Source organism: Marispirochaeta aestuarii, assembly GCF_002087085.1.
Classification (GTDB): Bacteria; Spirochaetota; Spirochaetia; order JC444; family Marispirochaetaceae; genus Marispirochaeta; species Marispirochaeta aestuarii.
In genome coordinates this window covers 96,125-121,522 of sequence record NZ_MWQY01000012.1, presented here as the reverse complement: position 1 = coordinate 121,522, position 25,398 = coordinate 96,125, and the positions used below count along the sequence as shown (strand labels likewise).

The following is a 25,398-nucleotide window of genomic DNA, read 5'->3' as shown; positions in this document are numbered from 1 at the left end:
TCTCTTACCTGTCCCAGCCTGGCAGGATTAAAAATCCTGTCTGTCCTGCATCAGGCTTACTATCTTCTTTTTTAAAAGAGCATTCTCTTTACGCAGCTGGGAAATCTCATACTGCTGCGATTTGATGGTTTCCACCAGATCCCCATAGGAGAGGGCGCCGGAATTGAGCATCCCCTCCATCTCAAAAACCCTGGCGTCAAAATCTATTTCCGCCTCAAGTTCGGCGGTTAAATAGGAGTCATCCAGGGTCATATAGTCCAGGGGACCGGTGTTTTCCCCCTCCTGCTGCAGAATCTTGTCGGCAATACGATAGATGGCCTGGGAAAGGACCGTCTGAGGTTTATAGGCAATAATAGGCAGCCGGGAGTTCAGGGCTACATCCTGCAGATGATCACGGTAGATTATTCCCAGGTGTTCAAGATCCAGACCAAGGTACTCCTTGCAGGAGCGCCGGATCTTCTGTGCCCGGACACCCTCCTTGGGATCATCCAGCATGTTCATGATGAGACCGGGATGGAAAAGACTCATCTTGCGTTCGAAAACCTCAAATCCTTCCGGATCCTCGGCGCTCATCCGCTCAAGCAGCTTGGGGACATAGACCTTCTGCAGGGACTGCCCATCCTGCCGCAGTTTGTCCAGGTAGTCCCAGGCGGCGGAATTACGTTTGAAGGAGTTGCTCATGATCCGGAAAATGGCATTCTTCAGAAAAAGATAGGCGTTCAAGGTCGCCGTCAGGGTTGGAGCGGTAACCACAATTCCCTGCCCTGAGTAAAGGAAAAAATCGAGGATATTATTATTCGTTCCCGCCCCCAGGTCCATTATCAGGTAATCCGCGTCCAGGGACCCAAGGTCCTTCAGGAGCTTCCTTTTCTGGGAAGTCTTAATATTCGCAATACCGGGGATTTCTGCATCTCCGGGAATAAAACGCAGGTTTTCGTAACCTGAATCGATGACAACATCGTTAATCTTTTTTCCGGGATTCTCCAGATAGGTTCCTATGCCCTCCCGGACCGATCCCAGGCCCAGGACCAGGTGAATATTGGAGGCACCGAGGTCAAGATCCGCCAGCACGACCTGCTTTCCCGCCTGGGCCAGGGCGATGGACAGGTTCGTCGCAACCAGAGACTTGCCGACTCCGCCTTTACCGCTTGCTATTGGCAAAACCTGCATCTACTCCTCCTTGATTTCCACGATCGGCGGTTCGGGAATGCCCCTTTCTCCGGACCCGGAGAGGGACGTTTTAAATAATAACAGAAGGAAGAAGAAAAGCAAATCGGCGACAAGCAGAATCAGAATCGCAGGACCAAGGGATGCCGGGAGCCGCAGTGAAAGAAGAGCAGGAAATACCTGGGAGAGAAAGGTCCCCAGAACAGAAACGAGTCCCAGTAAAACAGCTTCAGTTAAAACCATCAGGCCCTTGCCCAGGGCAAGGATCATGCGGAGGCTTGAGTTGTCCGGCTCGAAAAAGAGGGCCAGGATCCCGACGGGGTAGATTGTTCCGGGAATACCCAGCAGAAACAGGAGAGCAGCGGTATCAAAAAAACCTTCCCGGTTGGCAAGTAACACAACCAGGTTGAAAACCAGCGCCAGGCGCAGGATTTCCCATACAAATTCACCGAGAAACAGCCAGGGACGTCGCATCATAGTATCGATTGTACGTACAGCACTTACGCCAGTCAAGTTGGACCAGTCAAGGTTGAAGGGCTAAGAGGCTTTCAGGAGGTGATTTTCTTTGCGATAATGGCTACACTATTCTATAGAGGATCTATAGAGGAGGCACCATGAAACTGAAACCTGTACTGCTGATCATGGCCACCGTCCTGGCGGTTTTTATCTCGTTTTCTGCCCTGTCAAACCCGGTTCTGACAGCGGAATCCCAGACCGAGAATACCCAGGAATACCTGAACATGTTCAATTTTCTGTTCAGATACGTACAGGATAACTACGTGGAGGAAATAGACCCGGAAACCCTCTACATGGGAGCCATCAAGGGACTTTTTGAAAGCCTCGACGATCCCTATTCGGTCTACCTGACGAAAAACGATATGCGGCTGCTCCGCAACACCACCACCGGACGCTTCGGCGGCGTAGGTCTGATCATATCCAAGCCGGATCCTTCCCTGGAGCTGGAACCCACCCCCCGGCGGCCCTATCCACAGTACGTCGAGGTTGTCTCGCCCATTGAAGGGGCCCCGGCGTACCGGGCCGGCATCCATGCCGGGGACCATATCACTGCCGTGGAAGGAGAATCCACCGAAGAACTGACCCTGGACGAGGTCGTGGACAAGCTGAAAGGCCCCCCGGGAACAGAGGTTAAGGTTAAGATCCTCAGACGGGATTCCATCAGTTTTGATGTTACCATTACCAGGGCGATTATCGAGGTTCCCACCATAAAGCAGGATATGATCGGCACTATCGCGTACCTCCGCATCGTCGACTGGACCCCCTATACCGACGACAGGGTACGGGAGGCCTTCGACTTCTTTGAAGAGCGGGGATACCGGTCCATTATCGTCGACGTCAGGGGAAACCCCGGCGGTCTGCTTGATTCCGTCGTCGATGTGGCGGACCTCTTTCTCGATTCCGGGACTATCGTAAGTACCCGTTCCCGGATTCCCAGCGAAAACAAGCGCTTTACCGCGGATTCTTCCACGGAAATCCCGGAGACGGTACCGGTAATTGTGCTGGTGGACAAGGGATCCGCATCTGCGTCGGAGATCTTTGCCGGTGCCATGAAGGATTCCGGCCGGGGATACCTGATCGGTGAAACCACCTACGGCAAGGGATCCGTTCAATGGGTCAGAGAGTTCGGAGAAACCGGATTCAAACTGACCATTGCCCGCTACTACACCCCGGCGGGTATCAGCGTGGATGAGGTCGGAGTAGAGCCGGATCTGGGTATACCCCCGGAAGAACTGAGTGAAGAGGAACAGGCGTCTCTGCAGCAGATATTCGAAAACAACACCATCGTTTCCTTTGTGGAGGAGAATCCCCGGGAAGACCCGGAGAAGGTAGACGCCTTTATCGACAGACTCCGGAACCAGGGGATCAGTCTCGATGAACGGGACATACGTTTTCTTGTCCGCAGCGAATACAACCGCCGCATGGATTTTCCTCCGGTCTACGACCTGGAGTTCGACAAGGTTCTTCAGCGGGCTGTGGAGATGCTCGAGTCCGGGGAGGTGCGGTAATTATGTCTTTTATCAATTTCAAGATAAAAACCACCGGGCAGACCGTATTCATGGATATCAGCAGCCAGGTAAAACGGATTGTCGCCGACGCAGGTCTCCGGGAGGGGATCTGCCTCGTCTACATCCCCCACACCACCTGCGGAGTTACGATAAACGAGGCCGCCGACCCCGACGTACAGCGGGACATGCTGATGGAACTGAACAGGATTGTCCCCTTTCAGGACGGCTACGCCCATGCGGAGGGCAATTCCGCAGCCCACATCAAGACCAGCATGATGGGCCCCAGCGTTTCGATTCCGGTACACGACGGCAGACTGACCCTGGGGACCTGGCAGGGAATCTATCTGACCGAGTTTGACGGTCCCCGGAACCGCTCGGTATTTGTACAGCTTATACCATCTGCCTGATGCGCCAGTTTGTGCTGCCCCCCTCCTGGTCCGGCGAGGAGGACCTCGTTCTGACCGGCGGGGAACACCATTATCTGAGCAGGGTGCTGCGCCTGAGTCCCGGAATCGAATTTCCGGCCCTCGACAGCGCCGGCAGACGCTTTGACTGCTGCATATTGTCCATGGACAGCGAAAGCACCTCTGTGAAGATTCGTCCGCAGAACAAAAAAGTACCGGAGGCGGACTTCCAGCTGAGTCTCATCCTTGGTATCCCCAGGGGGAAAAAGATGGACCAGGTTGTGCGGCAGGCAACGGAATGCGGTGTGCGCAGGATTGTCCCTTTTCTAAGTGATCATTCCAGCGTCAGGCTCGAGCCCGGGGACTTCCGGCGTAAACAGGAACGCTGGAAAAAAGTCGCCAGGGAAGCTCTGCAGCAGAGCGGAACAGGGATCCCCCCGGAAATACTGCTCCCCATAAGGCACAAAGACCTGAAAGCAACTACCAGGGACCTGGATACGGTCCTTTTTTTTCACGAGAAACCCCTGGGGGATTCTGGTCTGCACGGACTGTTGCAGAACACATCCGGCAGGATCGGGCTTCTGATCGGCCCTGAGGGCGGATTTTCCCATAAGGAACTGGAACTTTTCTCTTCCTTGCATTATGATTCGATCTACCTGGGAGACAGCGTACTCCGGGCCGAAACCGCGGCCATCTACGCTGTCGCGGCGGTACAGACTATTCTGCGGGAGTCAGGGAGATGGCAGTTAAAGTCGCCGGAACACGGCGCATAGATTTTCTTTCCGTACCGGTACACGATCTGCCGGAGGAGAACCTCGACGCTGCAGTCAGGGAGATGCTGGAACGGGGAGGAAAACACCAGATAGTTCTGGTGGAGACCTGGGACCTTATCCGGGCCCGGCACAGTCATGAGCGCGCCCGCATTCTCCAGGAAGCGAGCCTGGTTATCCCCGTTACCCGCGGAACAGGACGGGTATGCCGCTTTCTCAAACGGCCGGTACCCGCCACCTACATGCCCTTTGATTTTATTATCAAGCTTCTGGGCTGCCTGGAGCGTTACGGGAAATCGGTCTACCTTCTGGGGTCAACCCACGGTAATATCCAGATATCCACTTCAAACCTGCGTACCTCTTTTCCGGGTCTCAATATCGTGGGGCGCTGCGCGGGTCATTACAAGCGGCCGGCGGAGGAGAATATTCTTCTGGCCATTCGCAAGGCATCGCCGTCCCTGCTGCTTACCGGCCGGGGCATCAAGGGCCGGGAAAAATGGCTTCTGGAGAACCGTGACAGACTCTCGGAGGGAATATACATCTACTGCGGCGACTGTTTTGAAATTTTTGCCGGGAAAAAGAAAAGAATCTCCCGGGAATCCTGGGAGAAAGGCCGTTATGTGCTGCCCCTTCTCCTGAAACGCCCGTGGCGGACGCTGCGTGGATTCGCTTACCTTTTTTTCAGCTTCGCAATGCTCTCTGCCCGCATCAGGAAAGCTTGAGATACTCGTAGGCGCCTTTGATCCTCTCTCCGTAGACAGCCAGAAGTATCCTGCCGGCAAGCCTTTTGAGGAAACTCAGGAGTATCACAAGACCAAGGAAATCGGTAATAAAGCCCGGGAGCAACAGCAGAAGCCCCCCGGATATGACCCCCAGAAGACGGACGACAAGCTGCTCCGGAAATACCCCCGTCCGGATCTCCTTAAGGATACGGTTAAGAAGTCGCCGTACCATCAGCACGAGCCAGAAAAAGGCCAGAAAACCGGTTCCCGCTGTAACAGCCAGAACCAGGTCCAGAGAAAAGAGGGAAAAAGCCCGGGCATAGAGGCTTATTTCAGCGATAAAGAGCAGAGAAACTGCAAGAACAAGTAAAAAAAGCCGGTATATGGCGGCGCGGTCAAAGAGTCCGAGAAGCGGGCGTTCGGTGATCATCGTTTCTATTCTCGCGTGCAGCCAGCCTCCATGTCAATCAGAAAAACGCTGTGGACTGACCAATTACTTGCAAAATCCCGAGTTATGGTGTACTATGGATGCAATTAAAAATGTTGAAACTACTGATTATTACAGACAATACACTTACATCCTCCCTCATTGATGCCATGGTGCCTCCCTCTTCCTGTACCGAAGTGTGCCGCTCCATCGAGGATTGCCGGGGTCATGAATCCTTTAACACTGTCATTCTCGATCTCGGTATACGGGACTGGCAGAAAGTTCTCAAGGAAATCCGCAGAAAGGCATTTTCCCCGGCGATTCTGGCCCTGGCCCCCCGTTCGGAGGTAAACTCGATTGTACAGGCCCTGAAGCTGGGGGCCTATGACTGGCTTCCTGATCCGCCCCAACCCGGTACAATAACCAGGCTGTGCACGGAACTTTTATGCAGAAACACGGAACCCCTGTGTTGCGGCGAAAATTCGGTATTTGACGGCTTCCTCGGAGAAAGTACCGCAATCAGGCAGGTAAAACAGCTGATGGAAAAGTTCGCCGCCTCAAACCAGCCAGTATTACTGAGCGGCGAAAGCGGCACGGGAAAAGGGGTTGCGGCGGAGATTATTCACAAGCTTTCACCCCGCAGAGATGGACCTTTCTGCTTCCGGAACTGCGGCGCCATTCCCCCGGCCCTGATCGAGTCCGAGCTTTTCGGAACAAAAACCGGCTCCTACACGGGGGCCGTAGACCGGGCGGGCGGACTGGTACTCAGCAACGGAGGAAGTTTTTTCCTGGACGAAATCGGAGAACTCCCCATGGACCATCAGGCCAAACTGCTGCGGGTTATCGAGGAGGGGGTTTTTCACCCCCTGGGTTCGAACAGACCGGTTAGCGTGGATACGCGCTTTATCGCCGCCACCAACCGGGACCTGAAAGAAATGGTCACGGAAAAGTGCTTCAGGGAAGACCTCTTCTATCGCCTGAATATTCTCCCCATCCACATCCCTCCGCTGCGGGAACGAAAGGAGGACATTCCCCTCCTGACCTTCCACCTTCTCCGAAAAAAGGATAAACGCCTGGATCACCGGGCAATGGACCGTTTACTGGATTATGACTGGCCGGGAAACATTCGTCAGCTCAGCTCCTGTCTTACCCGGGCAGCGCTGATTGCAGAATCCGACCTGATACGGGGAGAAGACCTGCTGTTCAGCTGATACAGGAGGGGCCATGGGATTGAGGCACTATATCCGGCGCAGAAACATCACATTAATGACAGGAAAAACCCCCCTGTCCTCCCGCCGGAGATCAATAACCTCCCCGATAACCAGATAGCGGGTGTTTGTTTCGATCTCCCTGGGGTCCTGCCGGCGGCTTCGCCGTTCGGGTATCGTTCCGTAATACCGGGGTCCCTCGAGGCGAAGGTAGCTTTTATACATGGAGACGGCGCTTGTCCCGTGCCATTCTCCATCTATCAGCTCCAGTTCCCCGATAAAATCGGCCTCGTCTCCGTTGATTATCTTTCTGGCGGCGATGGTCCCGGTAAAGAGTACCAGTCGCTGATTATCCCGCAGCTCCTCAATAAGAGCCGGATCGGTGCTCACGGCCTTAAGGGAAGCCTCCAGATCCAGGATATCCGAAAGCGCCTGGAACGGAGTTTCCGCCGAAACAGAGATCCCGCATAAAGCAATCAGCAGTACAAGGAGAACAGATCGCAGCATAGGTTACTCCCCCTTTGCAATAATCTTACGTCCTTAGCTTATTACCGGTCAAGTAAGCAGTTAAGATGAAGCAGACTTTAGCCGATGAAAAGATTATAGGGATTCCCGGATAATACTGATAAATGTCTTGTAATTTCGGGAATATGTGGTAATAATTTGACAAAGAATGGAGAGCCCTATACTATTAGCATAGTCTGAGGAATTCCATTTCTGATGAAAGAGGTCACATGAGCAATAACGACATTGTAGCTGGTTTTGACGACGAAAAGGACGACAGCCTCAAGATCCGCCTGCAGAAAGTCGACTCCGTCGACGGATGTCTGGTGCTGTATCTTACAGGATATATCGACACCTATAATTCCAACTTCTTTCAAAAAAGAGTTACCCGGGCTGTAGAAAGCGGTTATACCAAGCTGATTTTTAACTGCGGTGGTCTCAACTATGTCTCCAGTACGGGAATTGGCTCGTTTACCGCATTTCTCAAGGCGGTAAAACCCCGGGGAGGCGATCTGGTCCTGCTGGAGATCCAGCCCAAGGTATACGAAGTTTTTCAGCTCCTCGGTTTCTCTCAGTTCTTTAACATCAAGGACAATCTCAACGAAGCGGTTGATTTTTTCAATTCCGATGGAAAGAGCGGTTCCACCGATGTTTTTCCGAAGATTTTCCAGTGCCCGATCTGCGGCAAGAAACTCAAGGCGACCAAATCGGGACGTTTTCGCTGCTCCGAGTGCAAAACCATTCTGGCCATCGACAATTCAGGGCAGGTATTTCTGGGATAGAGAAAAAACAGACCTGTTCTCCTGTTTTCTTGAATTTTATTGTAATGTTGAAAAAGTATATTTGTAAAAACCTGTGAAAGCTGATCAATCCGGACTTATCCCCGAAAAGAATGTATACACCTCTTTCTTCTCAGGAGTTTCCCAGGGAATTCTTGTCAATCTGGCGCCCCGGGAAGAAGAACTGGAGCTTCGACTGAATCTGTTTGCCCGCGAAAACAGAGGAATCGCCTTCTGCTTCAGTGATGAACCCCTCACAGACACACGGATAGATCTCTACTTAATTCCCCTCAGCTGCCTGTTCTGGCTGCGATCGGTTCCTTTCCTGACGGGAAAAGCTGTTTTTGTATATGGACCCGCCTACGGCCTTCCGGGCAGTTTTCTTGCCGGCTGCAGCGATTATCTCAAGGAACCCTGGGACGAGCGGGAACTGTTGACCAGAGCACAGCAGATTCGTAATGCCGTCAACCTCGATTACCCCTGGGGAGACCTGCGTCTGAGAAACAACGAATGTCTGGGTCCCGGGGGAAGTGCAATACTGAGTCCTGCGGAGGAAACGATACTGCGAACCCTGGTACGAAACCGGCAGAAGCGTGTGGAAAAGGAACTGCTGTCTTACCTGTTGTGGGGAGTCCACCGTGAAGAATCCCGGGCAATTGACATGCATATCGCAAAACTGCGGAAAAAAATGAAAGCAGCCCTCCCTCCGGAGGTTCGTACTGTCATCCTGACCTGCCGTCCCGGGGGCTATATGCTCCGCTGATCTGAATAGATTGTGGATAAGTTCTGAATAAGTTCCGGATAACAGCTAAATACATACAGCATAAGCATTTTGCTGAAAGCGTGCCTGTACAGGGCGAACACGGCAGGACAAATAAGTTCTTTCTGGATAATGAATTAAACCCATATCTTCAAAAACTCCATTGCAGTTCTGCACGCTATACAAAGAAATAGTAAATTTCTGTTCCCAAACCTTAGTAGATGTACCAGAAATCCAATGTGGATAAGTTGTGCGTATTACATTTTGAATGCTTGTCAGGGGGCGGTCCTCATGCTACGATTCGTTTCGAAGTGAGCATAGTGAAAGGGACAGTTCTTATTCCTGTAAAGTATCTTCTCATCTACCTGTTATGCGCTTTTATACTTACACTGGGCGTCTATGTGTACAGCTGGTGCGAAAACCCCATGCAGATTACCGGGATGCATGAACATGCCGGGCTTATTTTTCGCAGCCTGTACGCAGTACTGGTTCCTGCATCCCTTGTCGCTCTGGTAATTCTGATCCTGATGCTGCAGGGAGGCAAAGGTATTCCCTGGCTGATGTTCATCGCTCTCTGGCTGAGTTTTTCCGGCCTGCTTTTCCTGCAGATCGCGTACCTCCGTCCCTATCAGCCCCTGCCGCGACGGGTTTCTTCCCCGGTGGAGATCCCGGGAAAAATCCACTCCTACCGGGATGGGGCTGTCTACATCGAGAAATCCTTTACTCAGGGTGATCCTGGGGTAATTATGTCCGTTTCCGGTAATCTGAACCTGACGGCGGGGAAAATCCAGGAGGTCAGCGACAAAGTGGTGAGCCTGGGCAACATATCCCTTGATCGCATACCAAAAAATCCTTTCTTCAACGAGGCCCTGCAGACCCCGCCTGTTATCAGAGGAATATTTCAGGATTTTACGGTGATCAGCTCTTTTTTCGCCTACAGCTACAGCAGATCGTTATATCAGGCGGTGCTGGTTATTGCTTCCTTCGGCTTTCTGATATGCGCCTGCTGGATTTTTGGACGCTTTACCTCCTGGCCACTGTTGAATGCGGTCTATCTGCTCTTTGTCATGAGAATCGTTGTATTTCTCTCGGCCCTGCTGTTGGGATCTGAGGCTCAGGAGCTGTTCAAGGCATTTGTCCCGGAGCGCAGGTTAACCGATGTTATACACTACATCTTCACAGGAGCGGGAGCGGTGCTTGTTCTCTGGGACCTTATCTTCATTCCTTTCCGCCGCTTCCCCGAAAACGAGACGGGCAGATGAAAAACGTCGGTCGCCGCCTGCTTTTAATCATTCTGCTCTTCAACTTCCTTGCATATCTCGGTTTTTTTATCCTCGGTCTTATCCATTTTCCTGCCTCGGAACTTCTTCCCGGATACCTGTGGCAGTGGGTCTTCACCGAAGCCGGCATCAGGACAATTGAAGCATTCATGCCGGTTACAATTTCCGCAATCCTCCTCAGCTTCAGCTTCTTTTTCAAAGCCTCCGGAACCCCCAACTCATCCCTGAATTTCCACCGGATAACCGGAACTTCGCTTCTCATTTTTATCTTTCTTGTTGCGGTCTATACCATGTTCGCTGAAGGTTTTGCCCCCGGCCTCAGGGTACGTCTTGAAGAGTACAAAGGGAACACCCGCTTCGCCGAAGGCTCCCTGAAGGAGGGCGATCGTCTGTTCCTTCAGAACAGGCTCGAGGAAGCGCTGCCCTACTTCGATTATTATCTTTCCATCGATCCCGATAATGAAGAGGTATCGGCGCGCCGGGAAAAAGCCGCTGCCGCCCTGGAGCTTGATGAAGACGATGAAGGGCTTTCCAGGTCTGAGGAAACGGAAACCAGGCGCTCGGAGATGCTGAATCAGGATGCCGGGGAACTGACAGCTACAGCACAGGAGTACCTGGCCCGCAGGGATTATTACTCCGCCCACTATTACGCTGACATGGCAATGCAGCTCGATCCCCAGCGTGAAGATGCCCGACGGGTCGCCGCCGAGGCCTGGAACAGAATCAAGGAATCAGAATTCAGCAGAGAAGCAAAGGAATCGGGGGACCTGTTCCGCCGCAAACGCGAAGCGTACAGCCAGCTGAACCGGGGAAATACCATTGAGGCCTATTATCTCTTTACGGATCTGCTTAACGAGTATCCCCTGGACAGGGATATACAGACCTTCAGCTCAGAAGCTCTGAAACGGGTACGGCAGGAGACCTTTTTTATCGATGAGACCGATCACGTACGTCCCATCCCGGGGAGGCACAGGATCTTCTTTCTGAATAAATCGGAACCCGAGCTCCGGGAGTTTGTCTATTTCAACCGTTTTGTGTCCCTTGGAACCCTGGCCTATGCGTTTGATATCGAATTTCTCGGGATTTCACCCCGGGGAGACCTTATCTACCACTTTACAGTGCCCGCCGGAAAGATCATAGAATCCGACGGTACGCTTATCATGCTCAAATCAATACACCGGAACATTCCGGACCTTGTGTATGAACCGGTCTACCTGGAAGGCTCGCCCCGGGGAACCCCATCAACCCTGAAGCCTCTCTCTCCCTCGATTACAGAGATACCGGGCTACAGTATGACAGAATCCTCCCTTAAACTGCAGTACCTTCACGAGCTTCTTGCCCTGCGAAAGGGATACGAAGAGCGGGGATTTCACCCCGCTTCGGTGGAGAGTGAGCTTTTGATGAGGAGTATGCGGCCCTTCAGTCTGCTGATATTCGGTACCTTGAGCATCGCCATCGGCTGGGCCCTGCGGGCCCGTTTCGGTCGCCGATGGTATCATGTGCTGCTGCTTCCGGTGATTCCCGTTGTCGTTTTTATTCTGTCAGACCTGTATCTCTATGCCAGCCGGCTCCTGCAGTTATACCTGCTGCTTCAGAGCGGTTTCCTGCTGAGCCTCGTGGCGATGCTGTTTGTGCAGGCACTGCTCTTTACCGGTAGCCTTATTCTGCTTGCAGGACAAAGCACGAGTGATTCAGTATAAGCGCCTGGCCATTCTCCCCATATTACTGGTTGCTCTGATTTTTCTGATATCCGGATCGATTCTCTTCGGCCTGATTTTTACCCTGATACTGGGGCTTATGTACGCTGATTTTCTGCGCCGGGAGCTCACAGCTGCCCGGGAAAAAGCGCGGAGTAAACAGCATACACCGGAAAAAGAAGACCATACTGCCCGGGAAGAGGACTATAAAATCCTGGGACTCAAACCGGAAGCGAATCTCACGGAAGTACGAAGGGTCTACAAGAACCTGGCGTCCCAGTTTCATCCCGATACCGGGCTTTATCTGAGCGAGGCCCAGCGAAAAACCTCGGAGGAGGCATTCCTGAAAATCAGGGAAGCCCATGACAGAATCATAAACTCCCGCAGAAAAGATTAACGATTGGAAATACGCTCGATCCTCGCACCCAGATTCGCCAGGCGGTCACAGAGATTTTCGTATCCCCGTTCGATCTGGTAAACATTGTGTATCATGCTCGTCCCCTCCGCGCAGAGGGCGGCCAGAACCATGGCCATGCCGGCACGTACATCGGGAGAAATAAGGTCAGCACCCCGAAGACGGGACGGACCGGTAACAACAGCCCGGTGGGGATCGCAAAGCACAATCATTGCCCCCATGCCGATAAGCTTGTCCACGAAAAAGAGCCGTGATTCGAACATCTTCTCATGAACCAGCACCGTTCCTTCAACCTGGGTGGCAACGACGGTAATAATGCTGGTCAGGTCCGCAGGAAACCCCGGCCATGGAGCATCATCGATATGGGGAATCATACCCCCGAGATCGGGCATGACCCGCATATTCTGACCCGCCGGAACCCGGATGGTGCTGCCGTCGGTCTCCCAGTGGATTCCCAGTTTGTTAAAGGCGATTTTTGTCATGCGCAGGTGCTCGGGATTGGCATTCTGAATCTCGATCTCTCCCCGGGTAACCGCCGCAAGACCGATAAAGCTTCCCACCTCCATGAAGTCCGCGCCGATGGAAAAATCGGCACCTTTAAGCTTTTTAACCCCCTGGATGGTCAGGATGTTGGAACCGATTCCGCTGATTTTAGCCCCCATGGAGTTCAGCATGTTGCAGAGGTCCTGAACATGGGGCTCGGAAGCGGCGTTTCGGATTACCGTGGTGCCCTCCGCCGTTACCGATGCCATCAGGGCGTTTTCCGTTGCCGTAACCGAGGCCTCGTCCAGAAACAGATCCGCCCCCACCAGCTTGTTGGCGGTGAGCTTGAAGATTCCGTCCACCTCGACCCGCGCTCCCAGTTCCGAAAAAGCCATGAAGTGGGTATCCAGCCGCCTGCGGCCGATTACGTCTCCCCCGGGAGGAGGAAGCAGGACCTTTCCGGTCCGTGCCAGCAGGGAACCGGCAAAGAGAATCGAGGCCCTGATATCCCGGGCCTGGTCGGCGGGAACCTCAGACTTGGGAGTGTCGGCACAACAGACCGCCACAGTGCCGTTTCCCCGATGCTCCGCTTTTGCACCAAGGGTGTTCAATATCTGAAGCATTACCGAAACGTCTTCAATATCAGGAATGTTCCGTAAAATAACCGGCTGATCGGTCAGGAGACAGGCTGCAAGACAGGGCAAGGCGGCATTCTTGTTGCCGCTCGCTTTTATTGTCCCCTTTAAGGGGATATTCCCCTCTATTTTATAACTGTACATATTGAGAAATCTATCCTAGCCTTGGATGCTGTTCAAGGCTGCCGGGGAACGAAATTGAAAGGACGGTCCTTGAAGGGATTGGAATCCATCAGAAGACGAACGGTATAGCGGTAATCACGATCAGCGATAAAATGGACAGGCAGCTCCACCGAGTACTCCTTCGCAGCCACGTTAAAGGGATTCTCAAGAATATTCGGGAAGGCTACCCGCCGTATCGAGGCAAAGGCACCCCGATCCAGGGGAACGTGAACGGACATCTGCCTGTCCGGGGAGAATAATCGGTGAAAAGCCTCTTCAAAGGGAAGGGTCAGCAGCAGCGACTGTTTTTCCGGAGGCGCGACATAACGGGAGATAAAACGGTCAAAGCTGTGTTCCTCCAGCAGATCGGCAGCCCCCCGGAGATATTCATTAAGTCTTCTGACTATTGTGGTGGTCTGGTAGATGGAAAGACCCTTACCGTCCCAGCGATACCAGGATACAAAGGTCTCCTTGCCGGTTCCCTCTTCGTAAATTGCCTCGTACAGAAGAACATCATTAATGCCGTCTCCGTCCAGATCCCGCCGCTGTGCATAGGAAGCAGAGTTCTGGCGCAGTCTGATGGATTCAGCTTCCCGCTCATTGAGGAACAGGATAATTTCTTCTCCCCCTTCTCCGGTCTGGAACCCCACATTGAGCGCCACCGGTGCCGAGGCGCTGCCGAAAGGAGCTGCCGAGTAGCGATCGATAACCGGGAAATCCCCCAGCTCCGTTATATAGGCTAAAAACACCTTTCCTCTGTAGCCTTGTATGTTTGCCACATAGAAAAACTGCCGGGACTCCTGTTCGTACATGCGTGAAAGATCAGAAAGAACCGGAAACCGATACTCCCCGTCATTCTGTACACAGAGTACCGCACCATAGATCCTGCCATCCCGCTGCCATGTTTCCATCAGGGGCTTGCCGTTGTAATCCAGAACCGGTCGTATTTCGGAATTCAGAAGAGATGCAAAGCTCTGCAGGTCCTTTTCAGAAGGTATCTCTCCGGAAAGCTCCTCGGAACGATCCGCAGCATTCCCCGTGCCGGAGACCTGGTCCCCGCCTTGCCCTTCACTCAGCTCCTTATCCGTCTGCACAGGAACAGCTGGAACAACATTGGGGCCTGTACTGCAATGAATAAGGAGAAATGAGACGGTTATAATGCATATACCTGCTGAAAGCCGGTACAAAAGGCTCATACGATGCAAATCATACCAAGGAAGAAGGGTATGTGCCACTCTTTTTTTTTACCCGGTAATTTTGTATAGTCAGATCAAATCACTTATCAACAGGATTGCCCATGAAGGTCATGAAATTCGGCGGAAGTTCCGTCAAAGATGCAGAAAAGATTCAGCATGTAAGCGATATAGCCCGCAGGGCTGCTTCCTCGGAGCCAGTCGTCCTGGTTTTCTCCGCCATGAAAGGTATTACCGATATGCTGATCGACGCAGCGACATCAGCAGAAAAGGGCGATCCCGCCTATCGGCGACTGGTTGAGGAAATAAAAACCCGGCAGAAGGAAGCCATTGCCGCCCTTTTCGGTAACGATACTGCGAAAACCATTGAAAAGGAGATAGGAACCCTTCTCGACGAGCTATCCGACATACTCCACGGTGTTGAACTGGTCAGGGAATGTTCCGTCAGAACCATGGATATGATCATGAGCTTCGGTGAGCGAATAAACTGCAGACTGATTGCCTCGTATCTCAGCGCCAGCGGAACTCCGGCACAGTATGTTGACGCCCGCAGCATGATTGTCACCGATTCAAGCCACGGCAACGCAAAGGTCGATTTTGAAGCCAGTTATCCCCTGATCCGCCAGACCCTTTCAAAGGTGGAAGGTATTGCCGTCGTTACCGGCTTTATCGCCCGTACCGAGAAGGGCGTCACCACCACCCTCGGGCGCAACGGCTCAGACTACACCGCCTCCCTGGTGGGAGCCGCCATCGATGCCGACAGGGTGGAAATCTGGACCGATGTGGACGGCGTACTCTCAGCGGACCCCAGGCTCGTTCCGACGGCCTTTGTTCTGCCGGAGATATCCCTGGAAGACGCCATGGAGCTTTCCTATTTCGGGGCAGAGGTCATTCACCCCTACACCATGCTTCCCGCCGTGGACAAGAATATCTCCATCTATATTAAAAACACCCTGAATCCGGACGTTCCAGGGACCAGGATCGCAGCCGGAGCCAAAGGTGGATCAGCCCCCATTACCGGCATTGCCTCCATTGAAAATGTCGCCCTGATCAACATCGAAGGCGGCGGCATGCTCGGTCATCCCGGAGTCGCTTCCCGTGTTTTCAGTGCCCTGGCCCACGCAAAGGTAAACATCATCATGATATCCCAGGCCTCCTCGGAGCACAGCATCTGCATGGTCTGCCGTGAAAAAGAGGCAGCCCTTGCGGTAGCCGCGCTGAAAACCGAACTGGCGGAGGAACTGCGCTACAGAATGATCCAGAGCATCGAGCTTGTAAATGAACTGGAGATTATCGCCGTGGTGGGTGAGAACATGCGGGGTACCCCGGGAATTTCCGGCCGCCTTTTCAGTGCTCTCGGTCGGGCCAACATCAATGTTCTCGCTATAGCCCAGGGATCCTCGGAGCGAAATATCAGCTTTGTTATTCATCAGGAGAGCCGGAGCGCCGCACTCAATGCCGTGCATAAGGCATTTCTGGAGGAGGTACAGTAATGGCCATCGCCTTTGCCAGTACCCGGTCGCCGGATAAGAAGATCAGCTTCAAGGAGGCGGTATTCCGCGGCCTCGCTCCGGACGGAGGCTTGTACCATCCCGACACAGTCCCCGATCTGCGGGAACTCTTCCGCTCCTTTTCTCCTGATACCCCTTTTACCGAGATTGCAGGAAGAACCCTCCACACGCTGCTGCCCCAGGAGTTCAGCAGGGAGGAGGCCCAAGCCGTCTGCGAGCGTGCGTTTTCCTTTTCGCCGGTTCTGCGTAAGATGGACGAGGACCTCTCCATTCTGGAACTGTTTCACGGACCATCCTGCGCCTTCAAGGATTTCGGTGCGAGCTTTCTCGCCGCGGTTATGGATTCGATCCTCGCCGGAAGGGACGAGAGGGCAGTAATACTGACGGCCACCTCCGGGGATACCGGGAGTGCCGTAGCCCGGGCCTTTTACGGATCCTCCAATATCGATGTGGTGATTCTCTACCCCTCCGGCAGGGTCAGTCCCCTTCAGGAGAAACAGCTGACCACCCTGGGGGGCAACATCAGCGCCCTGGAGGTTAAAGGCTCCTTTGACGACTGTCAGCGCATGGTTAAAGAGGCCTTTGTGGACGGGGAGCTGATCGATCGTATTCTGTTGAGTTCCGCCAACTCCATCAACCTGGGTCGGCTTCTGCCCCAGTCCTTTTATTATATCTGGGCTGCCGCGCAGGTCTCCCGGAATGAGAGGCCCCTTCTGTTCTGCGTCCCCTCGGGGAATTTCGGCAACCTGACTGCGGGAGTTCTTGCCTGGAGCTGGGGTCTTGAGGTCGAACGTTTTATTGCCGCCACCAACGTAAACGATGTGGTCCCTGAGTATCTGGAATCCAGTATTTTTACCCCCCGTCCCTCGGTTCAGACCTACTCGAACGCCATGGACGTGGGTGATCCGAGCAATTTCGAACGCCTTCTGGCAATTTTCGGGGGAGACTGGGAAGAGATGAGCGCGGTCATTACCGGAGACACTGTTACCGACGCCGAGACCCTCGAGACCATTGCGAAGGTGGAAAAAGCGACCGGGGAATTCCTGTGCCCCCATACTGCCGTGGGATACCTGGCATCCAGACGCTTTCTTGAAGCCTACCGGGGAAACGAAAAACCGCAGATCATAAGCCTCGGGACAGCCGCTCCGGGAAAATTTACCGAGATCGTGGAGCAGGCCACAGCCAAAAAGCCCCCTGTACCTGAACAGCTGGCAGGGGTCATGGAGCTCGAGAAGAAATCGGTGATGGTGGAGAACAGCCTGGAAGCGTTGAAGGAGTATTTGCTGAAGAGCTTCGGGTAAGGTGCGAAAAGATACGCCGCAGAGACCGCAAAGGACGCAGAGTAACGCTGAGGATTAGGACTACGCAGAGGACGGTGAGGACGCAGAAGGGAGACGCGGAGGAATAAGGCCGCGCAGAGGTCGGTGAGGGCGCAGAGGGGGACGCGGAGTAGTTGTGACTGTGATTTACCTAAGTGCGTAACTCGCAAGGTTCAGGATCATCAGTTTCTACTTCTACACCCATCCTGGCCATCCTCCCCATCTTTGTTCCATACTTCCTCTGTGTTTCTCCGTGTTCTCAGCGACTCCATGGTTTTCTTACTGTCCATGTTTCTCGATTCGGAAAAAGAGATCCACTACAGGGAGAAGGGATCACGCAGAGGCCGCAGAGTAACGCAGAAGGGAGACGCGGAGTAGCAGCGAGAAATAAGGATATGGGCGCTTACTGTATCTTTCCCATCCTCCCCATACCTGTTCCAAATTCCCCTATTCAACGTAGAGTCTCAGCTGTTTTTTTCCTTCCGCAGTCCTGAAGGGGTTCTTCCGGTATTTCAGGAAGCTTCGGTAGGTGGTACAGGCTTCGTAGTATTTCTCCGGCCCGCGGAATGTGGAGGAGAGGTCGCAGCGGAAGAGCTCCAGAAGCTTCGGAAACCAGGGGGAGGACATGCTCCGTTCGGTCCGGTAGGTGGGAAGCCGGGGAATAAAGGCGGGCAGCATGTGTTCCCGGACCAGGAAAACCACCTCATCCTGCAGGTCTCTTTCAAATTCGAGGCGTTCCAGAAATCGCCTGGCGATCCCGGTTCCTATCTGAGCATGGCGGTCAAAGGTGTTTCCTTCGTTCCGTTTTGCCGCCGGTTTACCGGCGTCGTGAAGCAGGAGTCCGAGGGAGAGAGCAAGGTCGGTGTTTTTCCGGTACCGGAAGGTCTCCAGGGTGTGTTCCCAGGCGTTTCCCTCGGGATGATGCTCCTTGGCATGTTCGGTGGCATCCATACGGGCCAGTTCCGGCCAGTGGGTGGAAATAAACCCGGTGCGCATCAGGATATCCAGCCCCCGATGGGCGTATTTACCCTTAAGTATCCGGGACAAGAGCAAACGCTGTTCGTAAACTGAGATATGCTCCCAGTTGTAGTCCAGGCCTCTGTAAAACCTGTTTCGTGGATATTTGAATCGGGAATAGAGCAGAGCGCCTTCGATTACGGTCTGTTCATCGCAGCATACCTCGTCCAGCAGACGGGGTTCTCTGCGGCGGATGTCATAATAAATATTCAGAGGGTCCATAAAGACCCTTCGCCGTGGATCGTAATAGAGATTCTGAACCGAGAACGGCATTCTGGGAAAGGGTTCATCTTCGTCGATACAGCTGATCAAACAGGTATGCCCTTCATAACGGGCCACAGCGTCGCAGCCTTCTATACCTGGAAAATCGACATCGTCAAATTCCCGGGCAACATCCGTAAGGCTTCCCCTCAGAACAAGGTTCACCGGTTCGGACAGCTCTTTTCCGTAATAGAGCTCCAGAGCGCTTACAGAGCCGATAAATACCCCGGCAGGAAGGTTCTTGTAAAAATCCACAATAACCGCCTTTCAAGCTGAAGGGTGGTAGTACGTGCAGAAATATATCCCTTTATTCCCTCTTTTTTCCAGTGGTATCGATCTTAAGAAAGGTATACAGGGGACAAAAAGAAACAATACTTGTAAGAAGAAAAACCACAGCAATTATTCCCAGGATGATTGCGGCAGTCCCGCTGATCTGACCGGTAAAATAGAGAACGGCCACAAGCAGGGCAAGAATCGTTCGAATACTGCGGTCCAGGGTACCCATATTCTTTTTCATAGTAAGCCTCCAGAATGATTATTGTTCTTCTAATATACAAAGATCCTGAAGGCCGGGCGATATTTTACTGCGTTCTTTGATTACTGCAGAATTCCGCTTTTTCTCCCTCCGTCGCATGATCAAGAAAATCTTTCTTGCTGATTATGCGTCCCGGAAAACCAAGATTCCGGGCCAGATCGGCAATCCTCGGCTGCTTGAGGGAACATTTTTCAAGTACGTCAAAATCCCAGAACAGTTCTTCCCGTGGAGCATCGGCGACAATACGTTTGTCCGCCATGGCAATTACCCTCTGGAAATTTTCTATGACAAAACGCATATCGTGGGTAATTGTAATAATCGTTTTTCCCCGACCAACCAGCTCCTGAATGATATCCCTCTGACGGTGTAGACCATCAAGGTCCTGACCAGCTGTCGGTTCGTCGAGAATGATATATTTCGATCCCATGGCTATTACAACCGCGATGGTCACAAACTTGCGTAATGAAAAGGGCAGATCATAGGGATTCATGGACAGGTATTCCGATATACCGCAGAGTTCAGCAGCATCCCGGACAAGAGAGTCCAGTGTCTCGGCATCACACTTGTTATACCGCAATATGTAGGCGATCTCGTTGTACACTGTATTGTTGAAGATCTGATCCCCCGGATTCTGAAACACATACCCTACGAATTTGGATACCGCCGCTGTGCTCATACCGGCGATATCCTTTCCGTCGATCAGGATTCTTCCGGATGCCGGTCTCAGAAGGGCATTGAACATTTTTACCATGGTCGTCTTACCGGCCCCGTTCTGCCCCACAATCGCGACACTTTCTCCCGCACTGATATGCAGAGAAACATCCTCCACCGCAGTGTAACCGTCAGGATACGAAAAGGTGATATTTTCCGCCAGGATACCTTCCATTTAACTCACTTCCCCCATGCTGTCCCGAAAGAACCGTATTCCCTGTTCCATATTTACAGGCAGTCGATCTGTTTTCTTTTCTTTTAACTGAAGATACATATCGGCAACTTCCGCGATCTCCGGCATGGGGACCCCGTTGTTCAACAGGATTTTATCCGAGAGTACGGCATCCACCGTATCATCGATCAGTATGCCTTTATCATTCAGAAGAATTACCCTGTCCGCGTATTCGCTGATAAGGTCGATCTTGTGCTCAACAAGAATAATCGTTTTATTCTGTTCCTTCATGATTCTGATAATATCAAAGATTTCCTGAGTTCCCTGGGGGTCCAGTTGAGACGTCGGTTCATCGATGATGAGGATGTCCGGATTCATCACAAGAACGGATGCCAGCGCGACCCTTTGCCGCTGTCCTCCTGACAATTCAGCGGGATGCTTATCCTTCAAATCTCCGATTCTCAGGAGTTCGATAATATCCGTTACGCTTTTTCTCATTTCCTCTTTCGGCGTTCCCAGGTTCTCGAGACCGAAGGCGATCTCTTCAAATACAGTCTTCTTTACTCCGCTGATCTGAATAAAGGGATTCTGAAAAACAAAGCCGACCTCTCGCGCCAGGTCTCCGCTGCTGTAATCGGAGATCTTTCTTCCGTTGATGAGGACTTCACCGGAGAAATCACAGCCGTTCTGAAACTCCGGAATAAATCCACGCAGAATATTGCAGAGGGTGGTTTTTCCCCCACCGTTCGCACCGACAACTGCGAGGAATTCTCCGTGATCAACACAGAAGGATATATTCTTCAAAACAAAATCTTTGCCGATCGGATACCGGAACGACACATCTCGTATCTCCAGGGCCTTCATGCGAAATACCTCATCCATAGAAAGATTACAAAGGCCAGAAGGAAAACACCGCCGATCATATAGTCGACCGCTCCAGCCCTCGGTTCCACAAGAAATATCCGTTTTCCCTTTACGGAAAAAGCCCGGGATTCAAGGGTTATTACCCGGTCCTCGATTTCAGTGATCGAGGAGATTATCAGAGGACTGATAACCGGAATAAAGGCTTTTGTCCGTACCAGCACATTCCCCTCGGTCTCGATTCCCCTTGCCCTCTGGGCCTGCATGATGGTTTTGCTCCGTTTAATCAGATCAGGAACAATCTGAAGGGTGGATAAGAATATGTACGCAGCGGTATACGGCATACCGAGCTTGACGAGAGATACCATAAAATCCTCAAGGTCTGTGGTCTCGAAAAACAGCAGCAGCGCCCCGGCTATGCTGATTACCCGCGATATCAGTCTCAGGGCATCTCTGGCTCCCTCGGTCTTGATTTTTATTATCCAGAACGAGAACAGAATATCCTCCGAGGGATGAAACAATCCTTTTATAAGGAAGATGGTTATCGCAAGGAAAACAAGCATTCCGTACATCTTTACGAAGAAACTTTTTAACTTTCCGTCCGCCGCCGCCAGGATAAACAGCAGGGGCAGAACCACCACATAGCCAAAAAGATCCCATTGAATCAGGACCCCGGTAAGGGCGATGACCAGAGCTGCAGTCAGCTTGGATACGGGATACAATTTCGATAGACAGCTTTTCGAATTCAATTCAGATTCTCCCCAGGCTCCGCAAAAACATCAGCTGAACCTCAAGGCGTACACCCCTGGTTTCAGGTGCGCGCCTCGAGGAACCTCTACAATTATGATTTCTTTATTTGAATTTTATTCATTCCAAGAGGAAATTTTACCAGCGTACTTTCCGGTACGCTCTTTATGATGACAATGGCGACAATCAGCGAAAGAATTTTATCAACTGTCTCCGTAATTATTTTTGAAGAAAATACTGATTGCCAGATACCCTTGCCTGTCGCAAGGAAAAAGCCTGTGACAATGGAACTTCCGCTGCCATCAGCGCCGCCGAAAGCAATAACCGCAATGGGCGTGGCTGTGACTACGCCGGCAAGGGCAAGAACCAATCCTACAATACAAATCTGAATCCAGTTTGAGTAGAAATTATTCTTCGACGCCAGTCCCGCGATAAGACCGATAACACCGCTGACGGGAGCAAAATACAGCGAAACGGGGTTGACCGTCGCAGCCCGTACGGCATTGGTAAGCAGTCCGGTTATCATGCCCCCTATCGGCCCGGTCAATACACCTACCAGGACCGTGCCTATGGTATCCAGGAAAATAGGCAGGGCGAGCATTTGGGTTACCTGCCGACAAACCACATTGATGGCTATTCCGATTGGAATAATCAGCAGCGACATCATGCCAAGTTTTTTCATACGATTCTCTCCTTTATATTTATGTCCCCAGGACATGTTTCTCATAGAGTTGTGATACATCCTTGAATACTGTTTCAAAGAACCTCAATTTGTATCGATTCCGGTCAATTCCCATGTAAACAGAGGCGTTTCTCGGCAGATCCCGGAGATCCCTGTGATTATGAAGATCCACGAGGGTCTGTCCCCGGCACATACCTTCCGTTTCTATCCGAACGTTAACCCGGGGGAAGACGTCCCCCTCGCCGCAGAGTGAGGGATCAATGGCGATCATCATGGCTACCAGATCGTGTATTACACAACCGCACAGACGGAATCTTTCCCAGTACACACGGGTATACTGTTCCGTTATATCGTGGAAGAACTTTCCGAGACGTCCGCCTTCGAGTTTCAGAAAAAACAGATCATTCATGGAAAACGAGGTTTTCGTTGTAACATCAAGACCTATCATGTTGAGGCTGGTACTCTGGCCCTGTGCAAAGACGCGGGCCGCGGCTTCGGGATCAGCCCAGTAATTGAACTCCGCAACTACGGTCCTGTTTCCTTTTTCCACTCCTCCGCCCATGGACCATATGCACTTTACGTCCTGCAGCAGACCCGGCTGCCTTTCCATGGCCAGTGCAATATTCGTCAGAGGGCCAAGGGTGACGATTTCCACCTCCCCCGGATTCGAACGCACCGTCTCCGCAATGAAATCGGCTGCATGAACCGTCGAAAGCCCGGCAGGGTCCCCCGGAAGCGACACGCCGCCGAGTCCCCCCTTGCCATGGGTTTCCGTGGAATGCTCCACCGCGGTCTTTCCAAGGCGCAACTCATTCAGCGACACCGGGGCTCCGGCATGAACAGGACATCGGCTGTCCATCAGGGAGACCAGCCCGAGGGCGTTGTTCACGCATGAGTTGAGCTGATTGTTTCCTCCCACCACGGTAATGCCGAGAACTTCAAACTGTGAACAGGACAAGGCAGCTATGATTGCAAAGGCATCGTCGATTCCCGGATCGGTGTCGATTATTATTTTTCGTCTGTTCATCATGCATTTCCCCCAAAAGTCATTTCCATCTGCGATTCATCAGGATACGAGGTTATTGTACCGAAGCTGGATACACTGAAGGATGCGGCACGAACCGCGAATAAAACTGCATCATCAAGGCGATATCCTTGTGCCAGGGCTGCAGCAAGTGCGCCGTTGAAGCAGTCGCCGGCCCCGGTAGTATCAACAGCATTCACCGAAGGAGCCTGAACGCGACGGACGCCAGTACCGTTCAGGATTATCCCGGCACCTTCTGCCCCCAGGGTAACCACGACACAGGCCGTACCGTTTTTTACGAGGTCCGTCGACATGGCGGCGATATCTTTGCCTGCCGCAGAAGAGAGAATTGCAAGTTCCGTTTCGTTCGGCGTCAGTATGTCGATGCCCGAATAGACCTCCCGGGGGAGCTTTGCAGCGGGAGCCGGATTGAGGATGACAAAAGCGTTACGTTTTTTCGCATACTCTATTCCATACAGCAGCGACTCGCGGGGGATCTCCATCTGCATAAGCACGATCGTATTGGCGTCTATCCGGTCGTGCAGCAGCGTCTCCAGGAATTCCGGCGTTACGCAGGAATTCGCTCCCGAATCGACAACGATAGTATTCCTGCCTGCATCGTCAACCGTGATATATGCTTTTCCTGTCCTTTCCCGGTCGGATATCCCGATTCCTGAACAGTCAACTCCGCCGCCCTTAACCGCCTCCAGCATTTCGTTTCCCGCAGAGTCATTCCCCACGAACCCGATCATGGAAACCTCCCCTCCCAGCCTGGAAGCCGCGATGGCCTGGTTCGCGCCTTTTCCTCCGATTCCTTTTCGTACAGCCCTGGCTAGAACCGTTTCTCCTTCTACAGGCAAACGCCTGACGCTGATGGAAATGTCCTGGTTCAAACTGCCGACAACGACTATATTCTTCATCCTAAGCAGACTCTCTTGTAATGAATTCAGATTCGAGTGTAATGATCTTTTCCGGAACATCCTGCTCCGATTCAATGTTCTTTATCAGAAGCTCCATCGACCGCAGGCCGAGATCATAACTGGGCTGACGTACCGTTGTCAGTTTGGGATAGATAAGTTCCGAGACAAAGATGTCGTCAAACCCTATAACCGCAATATCCCCGGGAACCTGTAACCCCTTCTTCTGCAGTGCGCTTATAGCCCCCAAAGCGATAAGGTCATCGCCGCAGAAAAATGCATCGTAGGGAGATTCGGAGGAAATGATTTTCTCCGTTATCATAAAACCCCAGTTCTGTTCGAAACCTCCCTCAAAAACGTCCTTCTCACTGCAGGACAGCCCGTTTTCTTCCAGGGCTTTTCTGAATCCTTCAAGACGATCCGTAACCGTTTTACTGCTGAGGGGTCCGGCCAGAAAGGCAATTCTCCTTCTTCCGCGGCGAAGAAGATAGGAGACCGCTTCATACGCGCCTTTTTCGCTGTTCACGTATATTGAACCGCAGATATCCGGATAACCGGCCGTTCTGTCCACGTTTACAATCGGCAGATTGAAGATGCTGCTCTGCTCTTTCCGGCTGTCTCTTCGGGCGGCCGGAACAAGGATAATTCCGTCCATTTTTTCCGCGGCGAACTCATGAAGCTGCTGAAGTTCACTGTCGAAGTCTTCGTTTGTATTGGCGATCTGCAGTCGGTACCCCCTCTGTGCGGCGGCTTCCTGGCAGCCCAGGGCGATCTCGGTAAAAAAGGGGTTTCGCAAATCGGGTACCGCCATACCGACAAGACGGGTCTTTTGCTGGACCAGACTGCGTGCAATGGGATTGGGTATATAGTGCAGTTCCCGGGCGGCATCGATAACCCGCTTGCGGGTTTCCTCCCGGACCGGGAAATCCTGCTTCTTGTTGAGTATTTGTGAAACCGTTGTAATAGAAACACCCGCCAGACGGGCGACATCTTTTATGTTCGCAGCCACAG

The 25,398-nt window shown here is 52.4% G+C and carries 27 protein-coding genes; 12 read left to right on the top strand and 15 right to left on the bottom strand.

The genetic code is table 11. From position 1 onward, the window contains the following. Nucleotides 1–27 precede the first annotated feature (27 nt). Nucleotides 28–1,170 carry a P-loop NTPase gene (locus B4O97_RS12135; protein ID WP_083051157.1) on the bottom strand — a complete coding sequence of 381 codons (1,143 nt, stop codon included), beginning with the start codon at nt 1,168–1,170 and terminating at the stop codon, nt 28–30. Next, nucleotides 1,171–1,644 carry a hypothetical protein gene (locus tag B4O97_RS12130; protein WP_083051155.1) on the bottom strand — a complete coding sequence of 158 codons (474 nt, stop codon included), beginning with the start codon at nt 1,642–1,644 and terminating at the stop codon, nt 1,171–1,173. A 137-nt stretch (nt 1,645–1,781) separates the two neighbouring features. On the opposite strand from B4O97_RS12130, the gene B4O97_RS12125 reads away from it, so the two are divergent. From B4O97_RS12125 to B4O97_RS12110, 4 genes are read left to right on the top strand one after another with little or no spacing between them, the layout of a single operon-like run. Further along, the gene (locus B4O97_RS12125) at nt 1,782–3,191 is read left to right on the top strand and encodes a S41 family peptidase (protein WP_083051153.1); all 1,410 of its coding nucleotides are present in this window, start codon (nt 1,782–1,784) and stop codon (nt 3,189–3,191) included. Between the two features lie 2 nt (nt 3,192–3,193). After that, a complete protein-coding gene (locus B4O97_RS12120; protein ID WP_083051151.1) occupies nt 3,194–3,598 on the top strand; it encodes a secondary thiamine-phosphate synthase enzyme YjbQ in 405 nt (134 codons plus the stop codon). Next, a complete protein-coding gene (locus B4O97_RS12115) occupies nt 3,598–4,368 on the top strand; it encodes an RsmE family RNA methyltransferase (RefSeq protein ID WP_083051149.1) in 771 nt (256 codons plus the stop codon). Before B4O97_RS12120 ends, B4O97_RS12115 begins: the two co-directional genes overlap by 1 nt. Then, entirely contained in the window at nt 4,335–5,087 is a 753-nt protein-coding gene (locus B4O97_RS12110) for a WecB/TagA/CpsF family glycosyltransferase (protein WP_083051147.1), read from the top strand. The genes B4O97_RS12115 and B4O97_RS12110 overlap by 34 nt, the downstream gene beginning before the upstream one ends. Here B4O97_RS12110 and B4O97_RS12105 read toward each other — a convergent pair. Further along, nucleotides 5,074–5,517, bottom strand: a complete 444-nt coding sequence (locus B4O97_RS12105) for an FxsA family protein (RefSeq protein WP_083051146.1) — start codon at nt 5,515–5,517, stop codon at nt 5,074–5,076. The two genes, B4O97_RS12110 and B4O97_RS12105, sit on opposite strands and share 14 nt — an antisense overlap. 110 nt (nt 5,518–5,627) lie before the next feature. Here B4O97_RS12105 and B4O97_RS12100 point away from each other — a divergent pair, with 110 nt between their 5' ends. Further along, nucleotides 5,628–6,725 (top strand): sigma-54 dependent transcriptional regulator, encoded by a 1,098-nt coding sequence (locus B4O97_RS12100; RefSeq protein ID WP_158084277.1) that lies wholly within the window; start codon nt 5,628–5,630, stop codon nt 6,723–6,725. Nucleotides 6,726–6,752: 27 nt separating this feature from the next. On the opposite strand, the gene B4O97_RS12095 is transcribed toward B4O97_RS12100, so the two are convergent. Continuing rightward, nucleotides 6,753–7,229 carry a hypothetical protein gene (locus tag B4O97_RS12095; protein WP_083051143.1) on the bottom strand — a complete coding sequence of 159 codons (477 nt, stop codon included), beginning with the start codon at nt 7,227–7,229 and terminating at the stop codon, nt 6,753–6,755. A gap of 227 nt (nt 7,230–7,456) precedes the next feature. Between B4O97_RS12095 and B4O97_RS12090 the strand changes: the two genes are divergently transcribed. The 5 genes from B4O97_RS12090 to B4O97_RS12070 all read left to right on the top strand — a co-directional run bounded on the left by B4O97_RS12090 (nt 7,457) and on the right by B4O97_RS12070 (nt 12,139). Then, nucleotides 7,457–8,008 (top strand): anti-sigma factor antagonist, encoded by a 552-nt coding sequence (locus B4O97_RS12090; protein ID WP_083051141.1) that lies wholly within the window; start codon nt 7,457–7,459, stop codon nt 8,006–8,008. 73 nt (nt 8,009–8,081) lie between these two features. Further along, nucleotides 8,082–8,768, top strand: coding sequence for a response regulator transcription factor (locus tag B4O97_RS12085; protein WP_083051140.1), 687 nt, complete (start codon nt 8,082–8,084; stop codon nt 8,766–8,768). A 317-nt stretch (nt 8,769–9,085) separates the two neighbouring features. Then, complete coding sequence (locus tag B4O97_RS12080) at nt 9,086–10,027, top strand: hypothetical protein (protein ID WP_143305666.1); 942 nt, start codon at nt 9,086–9,088, stop codon at nt 10,025–10,027. After that, the gene (locus B4O97_RS12075; RefSeq protein ID WP_083051137.1) at nt 10,024–11,745 is read left to right on the top strand and encodes a hypothetical protein; all 1,722 of its coding nucleotides are present in this window, start codon (nt 10,024–10,026) and stop codon (nt 11,743–11,745) included. The genes B4O97_RS12080 and B4O97_RS12075 overlap by 4 nt, the downstream gene beginning before the upstream one ends. Continuing rightward, nucleotides 11,732–12,139, top strand: coding sequence for a J domain-containing protein (locus tag B4O97_RS12070; protein ID WP_083051135.1), 408 nt, complete (start codon nt 11,732–11,734; stop codon nt 12,137–12,139). Before B4O97_RS12075 ends, B4O97_RS12070 begins: the two co-directional genes overlap by 14 nt. Here B4O97_RS12070 and murA read toward each other — a convergent pair. Beyond that, nucleotides 12,136–13,419: a UDP-N-acetylglucosamine 1-carboxyvinyltransferase gene (gene murA, locus B4O97_RS12065; RefSeq protein ID WP_083051134.1), complete on the bottom strand. Its 1,284-nt coding sequence runs from the start codon at nt 13,417–13,419 to the stop codon at nt 12,136–12,138. The genes B4O97_RS12070 and murA overlap by 4 nt on opposite strands. A gap of 32 nt (nt 13,420–13,451) precedes the next feature. Then, nucleotides 13,452–14,531: a hypothetical protein gene (locus tag B4O97_RS12060; protein WP_083051132.1), complete on the bottom strand. Its 1,080-nt coding sequence runs from the start codon at nt 14,529–14,531 to the stop codon at nt 13,452–13,454. A 203-nt stretch (nt 14,532–14,734) separates the two neighbouring features. On the opposite strand from B4O97_RS12060, the gene B4O97_RS12055 reads away from it, so the two are divergent. Beyond that, entirely contained in the window at nt 14,735–16,123 is a 1,389-nt protein-coding gene (locus B4O97_RS12055) for an aspartate kinase (RefSeq protein ID WP_083051130.1), read from the top strand. Beyond that, nucleotides 16,123–17,442: a threonine synthase gene (gene thrC / locus B4O97_RS12050; RefSeq protein ID WP_233143034.1), complete on the top strand. Its 1,320-nt coding sequence runs from the start codon at nt 16,123–16,125 to the stop codon at nt 17,440–17,442. Before B4O97_RS12055 ends, thrC begins: the two co-directional genes overlap by 1 nt. A 465-nt stretch (nt 17,443–17,907) precedes the next feature. Here the strand turns inward: thrC and B4O97_RS12045 are convergent, their stop codons facing one another. From B4O97_RS12045 to B4O97_RS12005, 9 genes are all read right to left on the bottom strand, one after another. Further along, a complete protein-coding gene (locus tag B4O97_RS12045; RefSeq protein WP_083051128.1) occupies nt 17,908–18,993 on the bottom strand; it encodes an HD domain-containing protein in 1,086 nt (361 codons plus the stop codon). A 52-nt stretch (nt 18,994–19,045) separates the two neighbouring features. Beyond that, a complete protein-coding gene (locus B4O97_RS12040; protein ID WP_083051127.1) occupies nt 19,046–19,255 on the bottom strand; it encodes a YgaP family membrane protein in 210 nt (69 codons plus the stop codon). Between the two features lie 64 nt (nt 19,256–19,319). Next, nucleotides 19,320–20,159 carry an energy-coupling factor ABC transporter ATP-binding protein gene (locus tag B4O97_RS12035; RefSeq protein ID WP_083051125.1) on the bottom strand — a complete coding sequence of 280 codons (840 nt, stop codon included), beginning with the start codon at nt 20,157–20,159 and terminating at the stop codon, nt 19,320–19,322. After that, nucleotides 20,160–21,038, bottom strand: a complete 879-nt coding sequence (locus tag B4O97_RS12030) for an energy-coupling factor ABC transporter ATP-binding protein (protein ID WP_198947076.1) — start codon at nt 21,036–21,038, stop codon at nt 20,160–20,162. After that, complete coding sequence (locus tag B4O97_RS12025; RefSeq protein WP_083051122.1) at nt 21,017–21,766, bottom strand: energy-coupling factor transporter transmembrane component T; 750 nt, start codon at nt 21,764–21,766, stop codon at nt 21,017–21,019. Before B4O97_RS12025 ends, B4O97_RS12030 begins: the two co-directional genes overlap by 22 nt. 92 nt (nt 21,767–21,858) lie before the next feature. Further along, on the bottom strand, nt 21,859–22,446 hold the full coding sequence (locus B4O97_RS12020; RefSeq protein WP_158084276.1) for an ECF transporter S component: 588 nt from the start codon (nt 22,444–22,446) through the stop codon (nt 21,859–21,861). Nucleotides 22,447–22,465: 19 nt separating this feature from the next. Beyond that, nucleotides 22,466–23,473 (bottom strand): nucleoside hydrolase, encoded by a 1,008-nt coding sequence (locus tag B4O97_RS12015; RefSeq protein WP_158084275.1) that lies wholly within the window; start codon nt 23,471–23,473, stop codon nt 22,466–22,468. Continuing rightward, nucleotides 23,473–24,390 carry a ribokinase gene (gene rbsK, locus B4O97_RS12010; RefSeq protein ID WP_158084274.1) on the bottom strand — a complete coding sequence of 306 codons (918 nt, stop codon included), beginning with the start codon at nt 24,388–24,390 and terminating at the stop codon, nt 23,473–23,475. Before rbsK ends, B4O97_RS12015 begins: the two co-directional genes overlap by 1 nt. Before the next feature lies 1 nt (nt 24,391). Continuing rightward, nucleotides 24,392–25,396: a LacI family DNA-binding transcriptional regulator gene (locus B4O97_RS12005; RefSeq protein ID WP_083051116.1), complete on the bottom strand. Its 1,005-nt coding sequence runs from the start codon at nt 25,394–25,396 to the stop codon at nt 24,392–24,394. Nucleotides 25,397–25,398 lie beyond the last annotated feature (2 nt).

Coding starts and splice junctions, on each gene's coding strand:
- B4O97_RS12135 (WP_083051157.1), bottom strand. CDS start 1,170: ATGCAGGTTTTGCCAATAGCAAGCGGTAAAGGCGGAGTCGGCAAGTCT.
- B4O97_RS12130 (WP_083051155.1), bottom strand. CDS start 1,644: ATGATGCGACGTCCCTGGCTGTTTCTCGGTGAATTTGTATGGGAAATC.
- B4O97_RS12125 (WP_083051153.1), top strand. CDS start 1,782: ATGAAACTGAAACCTGTACTGCTGATCATGGCCACCGTCCTGGCGGTT.
- B4O97_RS12120 (WP_083051151.1), top strand. CDS start 3,194: ATGTCTTTTATCAATTTCAAGATAAAAACCACCGGGCAGACCGTATTC.
- B4O97_RS12115 (WP_083051149.1), top strand. CDS start 3,598: ATGCGCCAGTTTGTGCTGCCCCCCTCCTGGTCCGGCGAGGAGGACCTC.
- B4O97_RS12110 (WP_083051147.1), top strand. CDS start 4,335: ATGGCAGTTAAAGTCGCCGGAACACGGCGCATAGATTTTCTTTCCGTA.
- B4O97_RS12105 (WP_083051146.1), bottom strand. CDS start 5,517: ATGATCACCGAACGCCCGCTTCTCGGACTCTTTGACCGCGCCGCCATA.
- B4O97_RS12100 (WP_158084277.1), top strand. CDS start 5,628: ATGTTGAAACTACTGATTATTACAGACAATACACTTACATCCTCCCTC.
- B4O97_RS12095 (WP_083051143.1), bottom strand. CDS start 7,229: ATGCTGCGATCTGTTCTCCTTGTACTGCTGATTGCTTTATGCGGGATC.
- B4O97_RS12090 (WP_083051141.1), top strand. CDS start 7,457: ATGAGCAATAACGACATTGTAGCTGGTTTTGACGACGAAAAGGACGAC.
- B4O97_RS12075 (WP_083051137.1), top strand. CDS start 10,024: ATGAAAAACGTCGGTCGCCGCCTGCTTTTAATCATTCTGCTCTTCAAC.
- murA (WP_083051134.1), bottom strand. CDS start 13,419: ATGTACAGTTATAAAATAGAGGGGAATATCCCCTTAAAGGGGACAATA.
- B4O97_RS12055 (WP_083051130.1), top strand. CDS start 14,735: ATGAAGGTCATGAAATTCGGCGGAAGTTCCGTCAAAGATGCAGAAAAG.
- thrC (WP_233143034.1), top strand. CDS start 16,123: ATGGCCATCGCCTTTGCCAGTACCCGGTCGCCGGATAAGAAGATCAGC.
- B4O97_RS12040 (WP_083051127.1), bottom strand. CDS start 19,255: ATGAAAAAGAATATGGGTACCCTGGACCGCAGTATTCGAACGATTCTT.
- B4O97_RS12035 (WP_083051125.1), bottom strand. CDS start 20,159: ATGGAAGGTATCCTGGCGGAAAATATCACCTTTTCGTATCCTGACGGT.
- B4O97_RS12030 (WP_198947076.1), bottom strand. CDS start 21,038: ATGGATGAGGTATTTCGCATGAAGGCCCTGGAGATACGAGATGTGTCG.
- B4O97_RS12020 (WP_158084276.1), bottom strand. CDS start 22,446: ATGAAAAAACTTGGCATGATGTCGCTGCTGATTATTCCAATCGGAATA.
- B4O97_RS12015 (WP_158084275.1), bottom strand. CDS start 23,473: ATGAACAGACGAAAAATAATAATCGACACCGATCCGGGAATCGACGAT.
- rbsK (WP_158084274.1), bottom strand. CDS start 24,390: ATGAAGAATATAGTCGTTGTCGGCAGTTTGAACCAGGACATTTCCATC.